This window comes from Micromonospora sp. Llam0, from assembly GCF_003751085.1.
In the GTDB taxonomy this organism is placed as follows: domain Bacteria; phylum Actinomycetota; class Actinomycetes; order Mycobacteriales; family Micromonosporaceae; genus Micromonospora_E.
Window position 1 is genome coordinate 1,826,473 of sequence record NZ_RJJY01000002.1, and the last position, 17,654, is coordinate 1,844,126.

Sequence of the window (17,654 nt, forward strand, 5' to 3'; positions counted from 1 at the left end):
GGTATCGCAGTCCCCGACTTCCGCCGCCGCTCACCACAGCGGAGTGCCCGTGATCGCCAGACTGCTACCGATCGTCTTCGCCGGCCTGATGCCCGGCTTCCTGCTCGGCCTGTTCGCGTTCCGCGTCAAATCCCGGTGGTGCCCCCGCTGCGGCGCGACCACCGAGGAGATCCACCGGAGCATGCACCAATGACCGTACCCGGCCGCCACCGCATCGCCGACCAGCCCATCGGCCGGCGGATCGCCCAACTCCGCGCCCGACGCGGCCTCACCCAACAGGTCTTCGCCGACCGGATCGGCAAATCCCACTCCTGGGTCGACAAGGTCGAACGCGGCATCCGATCCCTCGACCGCATCTCCGTCGTGCACACCGTCGCCGCCGTCCTCGGCGTCACCCCCGAAACCATCCTCGCCCCCACCACTGGCCGACCCGAACCCGCCACCGACACCACCTCGGCCGCCGTCGAACACCTCCGCGCCGCCCTCGCCCGCTACGACACCCCCACCCCCGACCAACCCACACCGCCCGTCGAGGACCTGCACCGCCGCATCCAGTACGCGTGGACCGCCTACCAGCACGCCCACTACCCGCAACTACTCCGCACGCTGCCCGACCTGCTCACCCACACCCGCCACGCCACCACCGGCGACGCCCCCGACGCCGCGTACCTGCTCACCCGGGTCTACCGACTCACCGCCCACCTGCTGACCAAACTCGACGAACCCCACCTCGCCTGGCTCGCCGCCGACCGCGCCATCACCAACGCCAACGGCCACCCCCGACACACCGCCGCAGCCGCCATCGCCCACGCCCAAACACTCCGCGCCCTGCACCGACCCACCCTCGCCAGGCGAGCCGCGCTCACCGCCGTACCACTGATCGACCCAGGCACGACCGACCACCCGGCACCCGACGACCAGGCCCTCGCCGGCACCCTGCTCATCGAAGCCGCCCTCGCCGCCGCCACCGGCAACGACCCGGCCACCGCACACCAGCTCACCGACCGCGCCGCCCGCCACGCCGTCGCCAGCCACGACCAGCGGCGGCCCGACCACGGCGACATCACCACCGGTTTCGGACCGACCGCCGTCGTACTCGCCCGCGCCCAGGTCGCCGCCGCCCTCGGCGACCCGCACCAGGCCATCACCCACCACCAGCACGCGACCGCCGGTCACGGCTGGCGGGAGCTACCCGCCGAACACCGCGCCGCCCACCTGATCGACATCACCCGCGCCTACCTCGACACCGGCGACCCGACCGCCGCCACCCGCGCCGTCGTCGCCGCCGACCAGATCGCCCCCGCCGAAACCCGCACCCGGCCGGTCGCACACGCCGTCGTCGGCACGCTCCTGCGGGCCGGCCCCACCCCCGACCTGGCCCGCCTCGCCAGCACCATCGGCCTCACGCCGCCAGCCTGACCCGCTGACGGTTCGCCGAAGGCCTGGCGGTGTCAGCCCAGGCCGAAGCGTTCGGCGTGGATCTGGGCGTTCGGCACGCCGATGGCCCGGACGCTGTCGACCACGGCGGTGGTCATCGCCGGCGGGCCGCAGACGAACACCTCGCGTTCGGTGATGTCCGGCACCCGGGCGAGCAGGTTCTCCGGATCAAACGGCCGGTTCGGCGGCGACCCGGACCCGGTGCGGCCGGTCAGCACGTGCAGCTGCGCGCCCTGCGCGGCGGCCAGCCCTTGCAGCTCGCCGAGGAGCACCGCGTCGGTTTCCTTGGCCGCCCGGTAGAGCACCACCGTCGAGCCGCCCGACTCCTCCAGCAACGCCCGGATCGGGGTGACCCCGACACCACCGGCGACCAGCAGGGTCTTGTCCAGCTTGCGGTGCAGGTTGGTGAAGGCGCCGTACGGCCCCTCGATGAAGACCCGGTTGCCGACCTTCAGGTGCCGCAGCCCGGCGCTGGTCTTGCCGGCGGCCTTCGCGGTCAGCCGCAGGGAACGTCCGTCGGGTGCCGCCGACAGCGAGAACGGGTTCGCCTGCCACCAACGGTTGTGGCCGGGGAACCGCCAGATGCAGAACTGCCCGGCGCGCGACGGCAGCCGGTCCAGGTGCCGGCCGGTGACGTACACCGAGGTCACGTTGTCGGCCTCGGGCACCACGGCGGCGACCCGGAACTGGTGGTACGCGTTGCGCCACAGCGGCACGGCGACCCGGTTGACGATCAGCGCGCCGATCACCAGCGCCCACAGCGTCCACCAGTAGATGTTGGCCGGGGCCGAGTCGAAGGTGGTGGTCTCCATGAACTGGTGCACCAGGCCGGCCAGCAGGGCGAGGTAGATCAGCACGTGCAGGCTGTGCCAGGCCTCGTACGGCAGGCGGCGTCGGGCGTACCGGATGGAGGCCCCGACCACGACGATCATGATGCCGGCGGCGATCATTCCGAGCAGTGAGGCGGTCACCCCGGCCAGGCTCAGGAACGTCTCGCCGAAGCCCATGTCGTACAGGGTGGCGTAGCCGGCGATCACGAACCCGGCGTGCAGCATCACGGTCCAGAACAGACCGAAGCCGATCAACCGGTGCCAGGCGGTGAGCCGGTCCATCCCGAGCCGCCGGTCCAGCCAGGGAATCCGGGCCACCAGGGTCAGCTGCAGCATCATGATCATGGCGGCGTGCAGGCCGAAGAACTTGGCGACGGTCAGCACCGGGTGCTTGCCCTGGCCGTACGCGAAGAACGCCACTTCGAGGATCAACAGGTTGGCCGCCAGCACACCCCACAGGGTCCAGCGGGCCAGGGTCATCGGGGGGATGCCGGTCGGAGGGGTCGGGGTGGGGGTGGCCTCCATCGCGTCTCGCACGCGATTGGGATCGCCGTACAGCCGGCTCACTGCCTTGCTCCCTGCTATCAGTTACTATCAATCGAATTCCGGGAAGGGTGGCCCGCCGCCGGATCTGGTGCCGACCGGCGGACGTTCGGGTCCGGTTCGATCATGAAGCAGGTGTGCCCCGCCACGCTTGGTGGAGATCTGAGGATTTCCTGAGGATCCGCGTGCCGGGGTCACGGGTACGGCGCAGAGCGGACGGGTCGGCTCAAAGCAGACGGGTACGGCTCAGAGCAGATCGTGGCGTACCACGTTCTCCTCACGGCCGGGACCGACGCCGACCACACTGACCCGGGCCCGGCACAGCTCCTCGATCCGGGCGATGTAACGCCGGGCGTTGACCGGCAGCTCCGCCTCGGTGCGGGCTGCGGTGATGTCCTCCGACCAGCCGTCGTGCTCCTCGTAGATCGGCGTGGCGTGGTGGAAGCCGGTCTGGGTCATCGGCATGTCGTCGAACCGCTCGCCGTCGATCTCGTAGCCGACACAGATCGGCACCTTGGCCAGCCCGGTCAGCACGTCGAGCTTGGTGACGACCAAATCGGTGATGCCGTTGAGCCGTACGGCGTACCGGCCGACGACCGCGTCGAACCAGCCGCAGCGGCGCTCCCGACCGGTGGTGGTGCCGTACTCGGCACCGATCTTGCGCAGATGGTCACCGGCGGCGTCGAACAGCTCGGTCGGGAACGGCCCGGAGCCGACCCGGGTGGTGTAAGCCTTGGTCACCCCGATCACCTTGGTGATCGCGGTCGGCGGGATGCCGGTGCCCACGCAGGCCCCGCCCGACGTCGGGTTGGACGAGGTCACGAACGGGTACGTGCCGTGGTCCATGTCGAGCATGGTGGCCTGCGCGCCCTCCAGCAGCACCGTGTCGCCCCGGTCGAGGGCGTCCCAGAGGATCGCCCGGGTCTCGGCGATGTGCGGGCGCAGCCGCTGCGCGTACGCGAGGTACTCCTCGACCACCGTGTCCAGGTCGAGCGCCTTGCGGTTGTAGACCTTGAACAGGATCTGGTTCTTCTCCCGCAGCGCCAGCTCCAGCTTCTTGCGCAGGATGCCGGGGTCGAGCAGGTCCTGCACCCGGATGCCCATCCGGGCCACCTTGTCGCCGTACGCCGGCCCGATGCCGCGCCCGGTGGTGCCGATCCGCGACGACCCGAGGTAGCGCTCGACCACCCGGTCCAGCGCCCGGTGGTGCGGCATGATCAGGTGCGCGTCGCCGGAGATCCGCAGCCGGGAGACGTCCACGCCGCGTTCGGCGAGGCCGTCGATCTCGGTCAGCAGGACCTTCGGGTCGACCACCACCCCGTTGCCGATGATGATCATCGCGTTCGGGGAGAGGGCACCGGACGGCATCAGGTGCAAGGCGTACTTCTGCCCGTCCGGCGTGATCACGGTGTGCCCGGCGTTGTTGCCGCCGGAGAACCGCACCACGTAGTGGACCCGCTCGCCAAGCAGGTCGGTAACCTTGCCCTTGCCCTCGTCACCCCATTGCGCGCCGAGCAGCACGATCGCTGGCATCTTGTGTATCCCGCCTCCATGGGGCTCGGGTGCCAGGTGGCGACCGCGTGGCAAGCCCGAGGAGTCAGGCTAACAAGGGTCACGAACCTGGTGGACGTGGCCGCAGAGATCGGCGGAAGGCGACGACGGTGTACGACGTGGTGCTGCTGACACTCGGCAGCCAGCCGGACGCGGGCTGCGACGGCGGCTGCGGTGTCAGCTGCGGCACGGCGCTGACCCGGGCGAAGGCGGACTGCGCCGAACCGGTCCGGGTGCCGGTGCTGACCTGCCGGGACGCGCTGGTCGCCGCCGGTGCCCGGGTCGAGACGGTGACGGCGCGGTCGGACCGGGAGATCGACGACGTCCTCGCCCGGTTGGACGGCCCCGCCCGGCCGGACGGTCTGACCTGGCCCGACGACGACGGCAAGACCCGGCTGATCGTCGCCACTGCCACCGACGGGCAACTGCGGGCGGTGCTGCGCCGGATGGTCCGCCGCTACGCCCCCCCGCCGAGCCGGCGACCCGCCGACCTGGCCGACTCCCGGACCCTGCCGGATCTGCCGGCGATCGGGGTGCTGCCGCTCGACCCCGGCGGCTCCGCCGACACTGGGCGGGCGGCGGCAACCGGCACCCCGGCAGACGACGCCCCGCCGGCCGACCTGGCCGGCCGGCTCGGCCTGCCCCGGGAACCGGCCGCGGTCGCCGCCGCGGTCCTCGGCGGCCGGCAGCGCCGGCTCGACCTGCTGCGTACCGACGGCGGTTCGGTGACCCTGGACGGCGCGCTGCTGGGTGCCGCCGACGAGCACGACCACCCGTTACCCTGGCGCGGACGGATCGAGGTCGATGACGCCGTGCTGAGCGCGGGCAACGACCCGCTGTTGGCCTGCGTGGTGGCGAACGCCGACGGGTACGCCCGGCTCGCGGAGGTGGAACTGGTGGCCCGGGCGGACCCGGCGGACGGGGTGCTGGAGGTGGCGGTGGCAGTGCCGGTGAAGACCAGGTCGTGGTGGCGCGGCGAGCGGGTACGCATCGAGATCCGCCGGGCCCGTGGCCGCGCGGCGGCGGTCACCCCGCGCGACGGCGAACTACCGTTCCTGGACGACGGCGTGGCGGGCGGCTTGACCCGGAAACGCTCCTGGTGGGTGGAACCAGGCGCCTGGGCCGTGTACACATACTGACCTGGTATGCGACGCTAAGTAGCGACTGACCTGCACATCCTCGGGTTGTCCACGGGGGGCGAGGGGGAGGTACGCAGTGCACGACAACACCGATCCGGGGCGGTCGACCGGCGCCGACGGAGGCCAGGTGGAGGAACCGTTCTGGCCGCCGGACGAGGTCGTGGCCACTCCCCGCAGCGATCAGACCATCGCCGTACCGGTCATCCCGACGGTGACGTCCGGAGCCGAGGTCCGGCCCGGCAACGGCCAGCCACCCGGCAACCGCAAGCCGGCGGGCAACGGCCAACTGAGCCGTGATGGGCAGGCCAACGCGAACGCCAACGGCAGCGGTGGCGGTCTGCCCGCCGACCGCGATCCGGAGCTGCCGCACTCGCCCGCGTCGCCGTGGGCGCAGCCACCCAGCAGGTTGACCAGCCGCTCGACCGGTGCTGCTGGCGCCGACGGCACCGCCAGCGACAGTGGCACCGGCGGCGATGCTGGTCCGTCCGGCGCTGTGCCGCCGGCTCCCCGGCGGTCGCCGGAGCAGCCCGTACCGCTGGTGGAGCAGCCCGTACCGCTGGTGGACGCGGCCGCGCCCACGTCGGAGGCTGCCGGCCGGCCGCACCCGACGCCACCCCGGCCCGGCCCGACCCACCCCCGCCAGCCGCATCCCGGTCCCAGCCGACCCGCCCCACCACCCGGTCAGACGCCGACGCCGCCCCCGCTGCCGCCGACCGGCCCGGGCCGACCGAGTGAGCCTCGGGAAGAGGCGCCGGGCCAGCCCGCCGACCCGTGGGCCCCGCCGGCCGCCGGCCCGGTGTCGGCAGCCGTGTCGGCGTCGGCACCCGGTTGGGACGACTGGACTCCGACGGACGGCGGGGCCTGGTCACCGACAGCGCCACCACATACTCAGACTCCGGCGTACCAGCAGGTGAGTCCGGGCGTAACCGAGTTGCCCCGACAGCCGTACCAGGAAGCGCCCGGGGTGCACCGGATGCCATCGCCCCCCGGGCCGGACACGGCGATGCCGGGCGCACCGGGGCCGGACACTGCGGGGCCGGACGCTCCGGTGCCGCCGCCGCGGTCGGCGATGTTCGACTCGGGCTACCCGGTGCCGCCCGGGGTGCTCGGGTCGGTGCAGCAAGGTCCCACCCAACAGGGTCCCGCGTACCAGGATCCCGCGTACGGGGATCCCCGGCACCAGGATCCCGGGCAGCAGCCGGCCGCGTCGGCGCACCAGCAGACCGGTACGCCGGCCGGCGGCAGCCAGCTGCCGGCGGGCTGGACACCCGACTCGTTCGTGCCGACCGCCGAGGAGTTCGCCCTGCGCCGGGCGGCGAAACCGGCCAACCCGGTCGCCACGATGGGGGTCCGGGCCGCGCTCAACCGGACCACGCTGGGCCTGGTCAAGCTGCCGCCGGGGCAGCACGAGCAGGAGATCCGGCGGGACGTCGAGATGGTGCGCCGCAACTTCGGTGGGCTGCGCCAGGTCACCGTGGTCAACCCGAAGGGTGGGGCCGGCAAGACCGTCGCCATCCTGATGCTGGCCATGACGTTCGGGCAGAAGCGCGGCGGCTACGTGCTGGCCTGGGACAACAACGAGACCCAGGGCACCCTCGGCATGCGCGCCCAGCAGGACTTCCACTCCCGTACGGTCCGGGACATGCTGCGCGACCTGCGCCTGTTCCAGGGGTCACACGGCCGGGTCGGCGACCTGTCGCAGTACGTGCGGGCGCAGGGCGAGGGCATGTTCGACGTGCTCGCCTCGGACGAGTCGGCCACCGCCGGCGAGATGCTGACCGCCGCCGCGTTCGCCGAGATCCGTGAGGTGGTCAGCCGGTTCTACAAGTTGATCTTCGTGGACACCGGGAACAACGTACGGGCGCAGAACTGGCAGGCGGCGATCGACGCCACCGACCAGCTCGTAGTGACCATGTCGGCCCGCAACGACTCCGCCGAGCCGGCCGCCCGGATGCTGGACCACCTGGAGCAGACCGGCCGGCAGCGGCTGGTCCGCCAGGCGGTCACCGTCATCTCCATGCCGCCGTCCCGCCGGGAGATCGACCTGGCACCGATCCAACGGCACTTCGCCGCCCGCACCCGTACGGTGCTGCTGGCACCGTACGAGCGGATCATCGACAGCGGGGAACCGATCCGGTACGGGCAGTTGTCCGCGACGTTCCGGCAGGCGTGGCTGAAGATCGCCTCGGCGGTGTCCGAAGGGCTCTGAGCCGTCAGCTGCTGGCGAGAGCGTCCCCGGCGGCCGGGTCGCAGTCCCGCAGGAACTGCGCGCAGCGGGCGGCCTCGTCGCTCTCACCGATCTCCCCGGCTGCCCGGGACAACAGGTGCAGGCAGGCCAGGAAACCCTGGTTCGGCCGGTGTGACCAGGGCACCGGGCCGTGCCCCTTCCAGCCGCTGCGGCGCAGCTGGTCCAGGCCCCGGTGGTAGCCGGTGCGGGCGTAGGCGTACGCGGCGACGACCTCGCCCTTGGTGAACGCACGCTGGGCGAGCACCGCCCAGGCCCGACTGTAGGTGGGGTGGCGGCCGGCGGCAGCGGCGTACGCCTCCTCGGTGTCCACCTGGGCAGCCTCGGCGAGAGCCGCCTCGGCCTGCTCGTCACCGGGCAGCATGGTGGCCGGCGGTTCGGGCAACAGGTTCTGCATTTTGCCCATTCAACCTGGATTCGCAGCGACATGGTGTCTGAACGGATGAGTCCTTCGTCACGCGTGCGGCGGGTGTGCTGATGCCGGTACTCGACTAGAAATAGAAGTCCGGAGCCTCCCCAGGAACCGGTTTGGGAAGCCCGGTGGCCTCGTGCCACCGGGCTTCGCTGTACGACCGGGCTTCGCTCTGCCGCACTCCGGCCACGCCCCGCCGGTTGCGGCGGTACGGAAAGATGGCCGAATGTCCACGCCACCCCCCGCAGCGCTGTCCGGCGACTACGACTCCACCCCGCACGAGGTGGAGTCCCGCGCCGAGCTCGACCACCATCTGCGCGCCGGCAGCCTGACCGGGCTGACCGTGCAGGGACTGCAGTTCGACGTACCGCCGGTGCCCGACCTCACCGACGTCGACCTCACCGACACGCTGTTCCTGGGCTGCTCGTTCCCGTCCGCCGCGGCGGAAGCGGAGCTGGTGCGCCGGGGCGCGCACGTGGTCCCACCGTTCGCCGGGCTGCCGTACCCGAGCCACCCGCCCCGGCTGTACACCCCGGCCGACCTGGCCGCCGGGTTCGCCGAGCACGGTGCCGACCGGATGTACGACAACCTGGTCTACCGGCATTTCCGCCGGCACGGCGGCGCCCAGCCGGAGATCCGGGAGGCGCTGGCCCAGCGGCTGCACGACCACGGCATCGACAACGCGCTCACCGACGCCACCCGGACCTGGATCGACCGGTACGGGCCGGCCTCGGTGATCGGGGTGATGGGTGGGCACGCGGTGCCGCGCGGCACCTCCGCGTACCGGCTGGCCGCCACGCTCGGCTGGGAGCTGGCCCGGGCCGGCCGGCTGGTGGTCACCGGCGGCGGGCCGGGCGTGATGGAGGCGGCCAACCTCGGCGCGTACCTGAGCAGCCACGACGCCGAGGAGCTGACCGACGCCATCGACCTGCTGGCCGGCGCGCCGGACTACGCCGACCAGCAGCCGTACACCGCCGCGGCGCTGGCGGTCCGCGACCGGTACCCGGTCGACGCGGCGGTGACCGACGAGAGCGGGTCCGGCTGGGCGCGGGCCGGCGGACTCGCCATCCCCACCTGGCTGTACGGGCACGAGCCGGCCAACCTGTTCGCCGGTCGGATCGCCAAGTACTTCTGCAACGCCGTCCGGGAGGACACCATCCTGCGGCTGGCCCGGGGCGGCATCGTGTTCGCGCCGGGCCGGGCCGGCACCGTGCAGGAGGTCTTCCAGGCGGCCACGAAGACGTTCTACGGCACCGACGGGGCCAGCGGCCCGTACGTCTTCCTGGACCGCGCCTTCTGGACCCAGACCCTGCCGGTCGAGGCGATGCTGGCGCCGCTGCTGGCGCTGTCCCCGGCCGGCGACCTGTCCCCGCTGATCCGGCTCACCGACGACGTGCACGAGGCGGTCGCGCTGCTCACCGCCGCCGCGCTGCCGCCGGCCGCGCCGCACCAGGTCACCCGGTCGAGCTGACCGTCGGCTCAGGGCACGACGTCGGCGACGACGCAGGCGACGTTGTCCGGGGCACCCGCCCGGTCCGCCAGGTCGATCACCGCGCGTACCGTCTCGGTCGGGTCGAGCCCGGCGGCGACGGCGGCGAGGTCGTCGTCGGGCACCACCGCCCAGACCCCGTCGGAACAGAGCAAATACCGGTCGTACGCGACGAGCCGATGCGCCGCGTGCGCCGGTTTCGCCGTCCCGGTGCCGTCCAGCGCCTGGGTGAGCAGCGCCCGTTGCCGGTGTGCCAGCGCCAGCGCCGGGTCGATCCGGTCGGCGTCGACCAGCGTCTGCACGTAGCTGTCGTCGCGGGTGAGCCGGGTCAGTTCGCCGCCCCGCCACCGGTACGCCCGGGTGTCGCCGACGTGCACCAGCTCGAACCGGTCGCCGATCTGCAGCAGCGCGGTCACCGTACTGATCGGCGACGCCCCGGTGCCGGCACCCACCTGCCGAACCGCGTCGTCGGCGGCGCGGGTCGCGTCCGCCAGAACCGTGCCCGGCGCATCCCACGGTCCGGTGTCGAGCCGCGCGAGCGCCTTGATCACCGCGGCGCTCGCCTCGGACCCGCCCGGTCCGGCGGCACCGTCGGCGACGGCGAGCAGTCGGCGTCCGGCGTACGCCCGGTCCTCGTTGCTGGTCCGCACCCGGCCGATGTCGGTACGGGCCGCGCAGCGCAGGCCGAAGCCGGTCGATTGGTCGGTCATCGTCGTTCTCCTCGTCCGGAGTTCCACGACGAGGCTGGTCACGAGCTGTTCCCTGGCCGCCGTTTCGGCCTGGGTGGCCGACCACCAGCGGGCGATCTCCCCGGCGACGGTCGACGGATCGTCCGGCCAGTGCGCGCAGACCTGCCGGATCCGGCGCAGCGGCATCCCGCCACGCCGCAGCCGGGCCACCAACCGGGCCAGGTCCAGCTGCTCCGGCCGGTAGTAGCGGTAGCCGGACTCCGGGTCGACGGCCGCCGGCCGGAGCAGCCCGGTGTCGGCGTAGATCCGCAGGGCCTTGACCGTCAGTCCGGCGTCGCGGGCGAACGCGCCGATGGTGAGCAGCCGCATCGTGCCCCTCCTCGTACCGGCCGCGGTCGACCGGCACAGGTCATGCTGTGGCCGGCCCCAAGGTCCGGGTCAAGCCCGGCGACGGCCGGGGCAGGCCACGCATCGACGAGGGCCGGGGCAGGCAACGGGGCTGGCTGTCAGGCGACGGGGCGGCGGCGCCAGGCGACGATCGGCAGCTCGACGTCGGGATCGGCGGACAGGCCGTTCTCGTCGAGCGCGTTCTGGACCGCCAACCGGGCCCCGTCGAAGAGGAACTCGACTGCGTGCAGCACGTGCGGACGCCAGTGCGACGGCATGATCCGCTCGATCACGTTGACCGCCCGCAGCGGTCGGCCCCGGGCCGGCAGGGGTGCCGGGTGCCGGTCGCTGTGCCAGTCCAGTCGCAGGCCGGGCAGGTCCAGCGGCATGGACATGTCGACCTGGTTCCAGGTGATCGCGCACTCGTCGAACTTGCGGTGGGTGACCTCGACGTTGACGTCACCGAAGCCGAGGATGACCGGGCCGTTGGCGTACCAGGTGTCCAGGTCGAGGTCCCATATCAGCCAGGTGTCGACCAGCGGACGCCCGATGATGCGGGAGAACCGGGCCCGGTGGGCGGCGGCGAGTGTCGCGGCGTCGTGGCACCACTGTGGCTCGTACCCATCGATGCCGAGCACGACCGACCTCCGCAGCGGACCACCCTGAATCGGTAGATCCTACCGGTGTGGTTCGAGCAGCGACGACGCGCGGCCGGCCCGGGGGTACGGGACCGGCCGCGCGACGGGTGGTTCGCTGGGTGTTACTTGGCCAGCGTGGTGCCGGTGGAGCGCAGGTGCTCGCAGGCGTCGACGACCCGCTTGGCCATCCCGGCCTCGGCCGCCTTGCCCCAGGCCCGGGGGTCGTAGGACTTCTTGTCGCCGACCTCGCCGTCGATCTTCAGCACCCCGTCGTACTTGGTGAACATGTGGGTGACGACCGGGCGGGTGAAGGCGTACTGGGTGTCGGTGTCGATGTTCATCTTGACCACGCCGTAGTCCAGTGCGGCCCGGATCTCCTCCAGCAGCGAGCCGGAGCCGCCGTGGAAGACCAGGCTGAGCGGCTTCTCCTTGCCGTACTTGGCGCCGACCGCGTCCTGGATCTCCTTGAGGATCTCCGGCCGCAGCTTGACGTTGCCCGGCTTGTAGACGCCGTGCACATTGCCGAAGGTGAGCGCCGCCATGTAGCGGCCCTTCTCGCCGAGGCCGAGCGCCTCGACCATGGCCAGCCCGTCCTCGACCGTGGTGTACAGCTTCTCGTCGATGGCGCCGACGACGCCGTCCTCCTCGCCGCCGACGACGCCGACCTCGATCTCCAGCACGACCTTGGCGGCGGCGGCCTCGGCGAGCAACTCGGTGGCGATCTCCAGGTTCTCCTTCAGCGGTACGGCGGAGCCGTCCCACATGTGCGACTGGAACAGCGGCGCGCCACCGGCGGCGACCCGCTCCTTGGAGGCGGCCAGCAGCGGGCGGACGAAGCCGTCCAGCTTGCCCTTCGGGCAGTGGTCGGTGTGCAGCGCGATGTTGACCGGGTACTTCTTGGCTACTTCCTCGGCGAAGGCGGCGAAGGCCAGCGAACCGCTGACCATGTCCTTGACGGTCGGGCCGGAGAGGTACTCGGCACCACCGGTGGAGACCTGGATGATGCCGTCGCTCTCCGCCTCGGCGAAGCCCTGCAGCGCGGCGTTGAGGGTCTGCGAGGACGTGACGTTGATGGCGGGGTACGCGAACGCGCCGGCCTTGGCGCGGTCAAGCATCTCGGCGTAGACCTCGGGCGAGGCGATGGGCATCTCGAACGCTCCTTTGTACCGGTTCGGCCCGTCGACGGGCCGGATTCCATGCTCAGCTCACTGCGCTGGACCGCGCTGTCCTCCGCTAGGCAGTATCCCGCAGCGGCACCGCCCCGGCGACATCGGCCCTGTCTGTGGGCACGGTCAGCGACGGTCGTACTTGTCGGGGATGACCAGGCTGATCAGCCAGCCGACGACGGCCATCACGATCGCTCCCCAGAATGCCGGCCAGAACCCGTCGATGGCGAACGGCAGGTCCAGTTGCTGCGCCAGCCAGTCGGTCAGCAGGAAGAGCAGGGCGTTGACGACCAGGGCGAACAGGCCGAGGGTCAGCAGGTAGAAGACACAGCCGACGACCTTGATGACCGGTTTGAGGACCGCGTTGACCAGTCCGAAGATCAGCGCCACGATGACCAGGGTCAGCGCGTTGTTGGTCGCGGTGTCACCGGTGACGTCGATGCCGGGCACGATCAGCGTGGTTATCCACAGGGCGACCGCGTTGACCGCGAGCCTGATCAGGAATCCCATGCGCCCATCCTGCCACCCGGAGTAAACCACCGCGCCACGAAAAAGGACAAGCCTCCTATCTTGGACGGTGGTCAGCGGGCGCCCCGGTTGACCCGTACCGTGGTGGAAGCACCGGTACGGACGGACGAACGAACGGAGGCGAGACATTGACCTACCCGGACGAGGACATCGCCCCAGGGGACCACCTCGCTCCCGAAGAACGTGACCCGGAAGCGCCCGCCGACGACGCGGTCGAGCAGTCGGTCGTGGCCAACCCGGTGGAGCAGCAGCCCGAGGTGCACCGTGGCCTGGAGGTCGACGACTGGGACGCGGTCGAGCAGTCCCGCATCGTCGACCTCGATGACGACGACGGCTACCGCTGACTGCGGCGCTACCGCTGACCCCAGCGGGACGCTGCCACTGACTGCGGCTCGGCGGCCGCCAGCGCAATCGCGATAACCGGTGTCGACCGGTGGCGGCCGGCTGGCACCATCACCCGGGTGCTGATGACCGTGACGACGACCCACCGGCCCGCCACCGACCTCGGCTACCTGCTGGTCAAACATCCGGACCGGATGCAGTCGTTCGACGTACCCACCGGCACCGCGCACGTGTTCTACCCGGAGGCCACCGAGCAGCGCTGCACCGCCGCGCTGCTGCTCGACGTCGACCCGGCGCGGCTCGCCGCCGGCGGCCCGCGCCGTGGCCGACGCACGGCCGCGATGCCGGAGAGCTTCACCCTCGGCCAGTACGTCAACGACCGGCCGTACGCCGCGTCCAGTCTGCTCGCCGCCGCGCTCGCCAAGGTGTTCCGGTCCGCGCTACACGGTGAGAGCCGGGACCGCCCCGACCTGCCCGGCACCGCCCTGCCGCTGACCATCCGGGTGCCGGTGCTGCGCTGCCGGGGCGGCGCCGCCCTCGCCGAACGCCTGTTCACCCCGCTCGGCTGGACGGTGACCGCCCGGCCCATCCCGCTGGACGAGCGCTACCCGCAGTGGGGGGACAGCCGCTACGTCGACCTCACCCTGACCGGCACGCTGCGGGTCGCCGACGCGCTCAACCATCTGTACGTGCTGCTGCCGGTGCTCGACGACGCCAAGCACTACTGGATCGCCCCGGACGAGTTGGACAAGCTGATCCGGGCCGGCGAGGGCTGGCTGTCCGGCCACCCGGAACGTCGGTTGATCACCCGGCGCTACCTGGCCCACCGCCGGGTGCTCGCCCGGCGCGCCGAGGACCGGCTCGCCGAGGCGCGGGCCGCCGAGCTGCGGCTCGCCGATGCCGACGCCGACAACGACGACCCTGGTGCCGACGACAACACAGGCGCTGACGAGGACGCGGGGCTGCCGGCGGCGGCCCGGCCGCGCCCGCTGGCCGCGACCCGCCGGACCGCCGTGCTCGCCGCGCTGGCCGAGGCCGGCGCCACCCGGGTGCTCGACCTGGGCTGCGGCGGTGGTGCGCTGCTCACCGAACTGCTCGCCCAGCCCCGGTTCACCGAGATCGTCGGCACCGACGTGTCGGCCCGGGCGCTGGAGCTGGCCGCCCGCCGGCTGCGACTGGACCGGCTGCCGGCACGCCAGCAGCAGCGGATCCGGCTCTGGCAGTCGGCGCTGACCTACCGCGACGACCGGCTGCGCGGCTACGACGCCGCCGTACTGATGGAGGTGGTCGAGCATCTCGACCCGCCCCGGCTGCCGGCCTTGGCCGAAGCGGTCTTCGGTCACGCCCGACCGGGCACCGTGCTGGTGACCACCCCGAACGTGGAGTACAACGTGCGCTACGACGGACTCGCCGCGGGTGCGCGGCGACACCCGGACCACCGGTTCGAGTGGAGCCGCGCCGAGTTCGCCGACTGGGCCGGCCGGGTCGCCGCGGCGTACGGCTACCGGGTCGGGTTCCGGCCGGTCGGCGAGGTCGATCCGGACGTGGGGCCACCGACCCAACTGGCGGTCTTCACCCGCGACGACGCCGACCCGCGCAGCACCGGCACGGACGGCACGGACGCAGTCGGCACGGACGCAGTCGGCGCAGGCACCGGAGGTGCCCGGTGACCGTGCTGGAGATCCCCGAACTCGCCATGATCGCCCTGGTCGGTGTCTCCGGCTCCGGCAAGTCGACCTTCGCCCGCCGGCACTTCGCCGCCACCCAGGTGCTCTCCTCGGACACCTTCCGGGCGATGGTCGCCGACGACGAGAACGACCAGTCGGCGTCGGCGGACGCCTTCGACACGCTGCACTACGTCGCCGGCAAGCGGCTGCGCGCCGGCCGGCTCACCGTGGTCGACGCCACCAACCTGCAGGAGCACGCCCGGGCCGGGCTGGTCGCCGTCGCCCGGGAACACGACGTCCTGCCGGTCGCGGTGGTGCTCGACGTGCCCGAGCAGACCTGCTGGGAACGGACCCAGGGCCGGGCCGACCGCACCTTCGGTCGGCACGTGATCAACCGGATGCAGCGTGACCTGCGCCGCTCGGTCGGCCGGCTGACCCGGGAAGGCTTCCGGCACGTGTTCGTGCTGCGCGGCACCGACGAGATCGACGCCGCCGAGATCCGGCTGACCCGGCTGTACAACGACCGGCGGGAGCTGACCGGGCCGTTCGACATCATCGGTGACGTGCACGGCTGCCGCGCCGAGCTGGAGTCGCTGCTGACGAAGCTGGGTTGGACGGTCGACCGCGACGACGCTGGTCGACCGGTCGACGCCCGGCACCCGCAGGGGCGTACCGCGGTCTTCGTCGGTGACCTGGTCGACCGCGGCCCGGACTCGCCCGGGGTGCTGCGCCTGGTGATGGGGATGGTGCGGGCCGGCACCGCGCTCTGCGTGCCCGGCAACCACGAGCAGAAGCTGCTGCGCAAGCTGCGGGGCCGCAAGGTGACCGTGTCGCACGGGCTGGCCGAGACCCTGGAGCAGCTGGCCACCGAACCGGCCGGGTTCACCGACGAGGTCGCCAGGTTCATCGACGGGCTGGTCAGCCACTACCGACTCGACGGGGGCGCGCTGGTGGTGGCGCACGCCGGGCTCAAGGCCGAATACCAGGGCCGGGCTTCCGGTCGGGTGCGCAGCTTCGCGTTGTACGGCGAGACCACCGGCGAGACCGACGAGTACGGCCTGCCGGTGCGCTACCCGTGGGCCCGCGACTACCGGGGTGCCGCCACCGTGGTCTACGGGCACACCCCGACTACCCGCCCGGAGTGGGTGAACAACACCATCTGCGTCGACACCGGTTGCGTCTTCGGTGGCCGGCTGACCGCGCTGCGCTACCCGTCGCGGGAGCTCGTCTCGGTGCCGGCCGCCCGCGAGTACTACCCGCCGGTGCGGTCACTGACGGCCGAGCCGGGTGCCGCCGACCGCACCGGGCCGGTCACCGATCGCCCCGACGACGTGCTGGACCTGCGGGACGTCACCGGGCGTCGGCACATCGACTACGGCTACGGCACCACCACGGTTCCGGCGGAGAACGCGGCCGCCGCGTTGGAGGTGATGAGCCGCTTCGCGGTGGATCCCCGGTGGCTGGTCTGGCTGCCGCCGACCATGTCGCCCTGCTCGACGTCGAGCCGGGACGGCTTCCTGGAGCATCCTGCGGAGACGTTCGCCGACTACCGGGCCGCCGGCGTCGGCCGGGTGGTCTGCCAGGAGAAGCACATGGGCTCCCGGGCGGTGGTGCTGGTCTGCCGCGACCCGGCGGGCGACCCGCTGTTCGGCCCGGGCGGCGGGGTGGTGCACACCCGCACCGGGCGGCCGTTCTTCACCTCCGACGAGCGGACCGACGCGCTGCTGTCCCGGATCCGGGCGGCGGCCGAGGCAGCCGGACTGTGGCAGCGGCTGGCCACCGGCACCGGGCCGGCCGGCTGGCTGCTGCTCGACTGCGAACTGCTGCCCTGGTCGGCGAAGGCACTCGGGCTGATCCGCGAGCAGTACGCCAGCGTCGCCGCCGCCGGCCGGGCCGCGCTGCCCGCCGCGTTGGACGTCCTCGACGCCGCCGCCGGTCGGGGCCTGCCGGTCGGGCAGCTGCGCGAGCGGCTGGCCCGCCGGGCCGGCGACGTCGACCGGTACGCCGACGCCTACCGGGCGTACGTCGGTGAACCGGACGCGGTGACGTTGGCGCCGTTCGCGGTGCTGGCCGCCGACGGCCGCTCGTACGCCGACCGAGACCACGGCTGGCACCTGGAGTGCGCGGACGCGCTGGTGGCGGCCGACCCGCAGCTGTTCACCACCACCCGACGGCGGGTGGTCGACCTGACCGACGACGCGGCGGTGGCCGACGCCACCGACTGGTGGTCGGAGCTGACGGCGGCCGGCGGTGAGGGCATGGTGGTCAAGCCGTACGCCGGACTGACCGCCCGCAGCGGCACCGGCCGGCTGCTGCAGCCTGGCGTCAAGTGCCGGGGCCGGGAGTATCTGCGGATCATCTACGGCCCGGAGTACACCCAACCGGAGCGGCTGGCCGAGCTGCGCCGTCGATCGTTGGGCCGCAAGCGGTCGATGGCGCTGCGCGAACACGGTCTCGGTCTGGCCGCGCTGGATCTGCTGGCCGCCGGCGCGCCGCTGTGGCGCCGACACGAGTTGGTCTTCGCGGTGCTCGCCTGCGAGTCCGAACCGGTCGACCCCCGACTGTGAACACTGGCCCGGTATGGTTCTGCA

Annotated in this window: 15 protein-coding genes; 8 read left to right on the forward strand and 7 right to left on the reverse strand. The window is 72.4% G+C overall.

Going from position 1 to position 17,654, the window contains the following annotated elements:
* The first annotated feature begins 49 nt into the window (after positions 1-49).
* Both EDC02_RS41125 and EDC02_RS35545 read left to right on the forward strand, forming a co-directional pair.
* Positions 50-193, forward strand: a complete 144-nt coding sequence (locus tag EDC02_RS41125) for a hypothetical protein (protein WP_199758135.1) — start codon at positions 50-52, stop codon at positions 191-193.
* Entirely contained in the window at positions 190-1,419 is a 1,230-nt protein-coding gene (locus tag EDC02_RS35545) for a helix-turn-helix domain-containing protein (RefSeq protein WP_123606499.1), read from the forward strand. The genes EDC02_RS41125 and EDC02_RS35545 overlap by 4 nt, the downstream gene beginning before the upstream one ends.
* A gap of 32 nt (positions 1,420-1,451) precedes the next feature.
* Here EDC02_RS35545 and EDC02_RS35550 read toward each other — a convergent pair whose 3' ends face one another.
* Together EDC02_RS35550 and EDC02_RS35555 are read right to left on the reverse strand one after the other, a co-directional pair.
* Positions 1,452-2,804 carry a ferric reductase-like transmembrane domain-containing protein gene (locus EDC02_RS35550; RefSeq protein ID WP_199758041.1) on the reverse strand — a complete coding sequence of 451 codons (1,353 nt, stop codon included), beginning with the start codon at positions 2,802-2,804 and terminating at the stop codon, positions 1,452-1,454.
* Between the two features lie 252 nt (positions 2,805-3,056).
* Positions 3,057-4,343, reverse strand: a complete 1,287-nt coding sequence (locus tag EDC02_RS35555; RefSeq protein WP_123606500.1) for an adenylosuccinate synthase — start codon at positions 4,341-4,343, stop codon at positions 3,057-3,059.
* A gap of 128 nt (positions 4,344-4,471) precedes the next feature.
* Between EDC02_RS35555 and EDC02_RS35560 the strand changes: the two genes are divergently transcribed.
* Together EDC02_RS35560 and EDC02_RS42140 are read left to right on the forward strand one after the other, a co-directional pair.
* Positions 4,472-5,500, forward strand: coding sequence for a hypothetical protein (locus tag EDC02_RS35560; protein WP_123606501.1), 1,029 nt, complete (start codon positions 4,472-4,474; stop codon positions 5,498-5,500).
* A gap of 76 nt (positions 5,501-5,576) precedes the next feature.
* Positions 5,577-7,709 (forward strand): chromosome partitioning protein, encoded by a 2,133-nt coding sequence (locus tag EDC02_RS42140; protein ID WP_233606609.1) that lies wholly within the window; start codon positions 5,577-5,579, stop codon positions 7,707-7,709.
* A gap of 4 nt (positions 7,710-7,713) precedes the next feature.
* On the opposite strand, the gene EDC02_RS35570 is transcribed toward EDC02_RS42140, so the two are convergent.
* A complete protein-coding gene (locus tag EDC02_RS35570) occupies positions 7,714-8,142 on the reverse strand; it encodes a DUF3151 domain-containing protein (RefSeq protein ID WP_123607410.1) in 429 nt (142 codons plus the stop codon).
* Positions 8,143-8,383: 241 nt separating this feature from the next.
* Between EDC02_RS35570 and EDC02_RS35575 the strand changes: the two genes are divergently transcribed.
* Positions 8,384-9,628 carry an LOG family protein gene (locus EDC02_RS35575; protein ID WP_158632424.1) on the forward strand — a complete coding sequence of 415 codons (1,245 nt, stop codon included), beginning with the start codon at positions 8,384-8,386 and terminating at the stop codon, positions 9,626-9,628.
* 8 nt (positions 9,629-9,636) lie between these two features.
* Here EDC02_RS35575 and EDC02_RS35580 read toward each other — a convergent pair whose 3' ends face one another.
* The 4 genes from EDC02_RS35580 to EDC02_RS35595 all read right to left on the reverse strand — a co-directional run bounded on the left by EDC02_RS35580 (position 9,637) and on the right by EDC02_RS35595 (position 13,036).
* On the reverse strand, positions 9,637-10,704 hold the full coding sequence (locus EDC02_RS35580; protein ID WP_123606502.1) for a MerR family transcriptional regulator: 1,068 nt from the start codon (positions 10,702-10,704) through the stop codon (positions 9,637-9,639).
* A gap of 137 nt (positions 10,705-10,841) precedes the next feature.
* A complete protein-coding gene (locus EDC02_RS35585; protein ID WP_123606503.1) occupies positions 10,842-11,360 on the reverse strand; it encodes a hypothetical protein in 519 nt (172 codons plus the stop codon).
* A gap of 122 nt (positions 11,361-11,482) precedes the next feature.
* Positions 11,483-12,508, reverse strand: coding sequence for a class II fructose-bisphosphate aldolase (gene fbaA / locus EDC02_RS35590; RefSeq protein WP_123606504.1), 1,026 nt, complete (start codon positions 12,506-12,508; stop codon positions 11,483-11,485).
* A gap of 144 nt (positions 12,509-12,652) precedes the next feature.
* A complete protein-coding gene (locus EDC02_RS35595; protein WP_123606505.1) occupies positions 12,653-13,036 on the reverse strand; it encodes a phage holin family protein in 384 nt (127 codons plus the stop codon).
* 146 nt (positions 13,037-13,182) lie between these two features.
* Here EDC02_RS35595 and EDC02_RS35600 point away from each other — a divergent pair, with 146 nt between their 5' ends.
* The 3 genes from EDC02_RS35600 (at position 13,183) to EDC02_RS35610 (ending at position 17,630) form a co-directional block, all read left to right on the forward strand.
* A complete protein-coding gene (locus EDC02_RS35600) occupies positions 13,183-13,398 on the forward strand; it encodes a hypothetical protein (protein WP_123606506.1) in 216 nt (71 codons plus the stop codon).
* Between the two features lie 117 nt (positions 13,399-13,515).
* A complete protein-coding gene (locus tag EDC02_RS35605) occupies positions 13,516-15,066 on the forward strand; it encodes a 3' terminal RNA ribose 2'-O-methyltransferase Hen1 (RefSeq protein ID WP_123606507.1) in 1,551 nt (516 codons plus the stop codon).
* Complete coding sequence (locus tag EDC02_RS35610; RefSeq protein WP_123606508.1) at positions 15,063-17,630, forward strand: polynucleotide kinase-phosphatase; 2,568 nt, start codon at positions 15,063-15,065, stop codon at positions 17,628-17,630. The genes EDC02_RS35605 and EDC02_RS35610 overlap by 4 nt, the downstream gene beginning before the upstream one ends.
* The last annotated feature ends 24 nt before the right edge of the window (positions 17,631-17,654 follow it).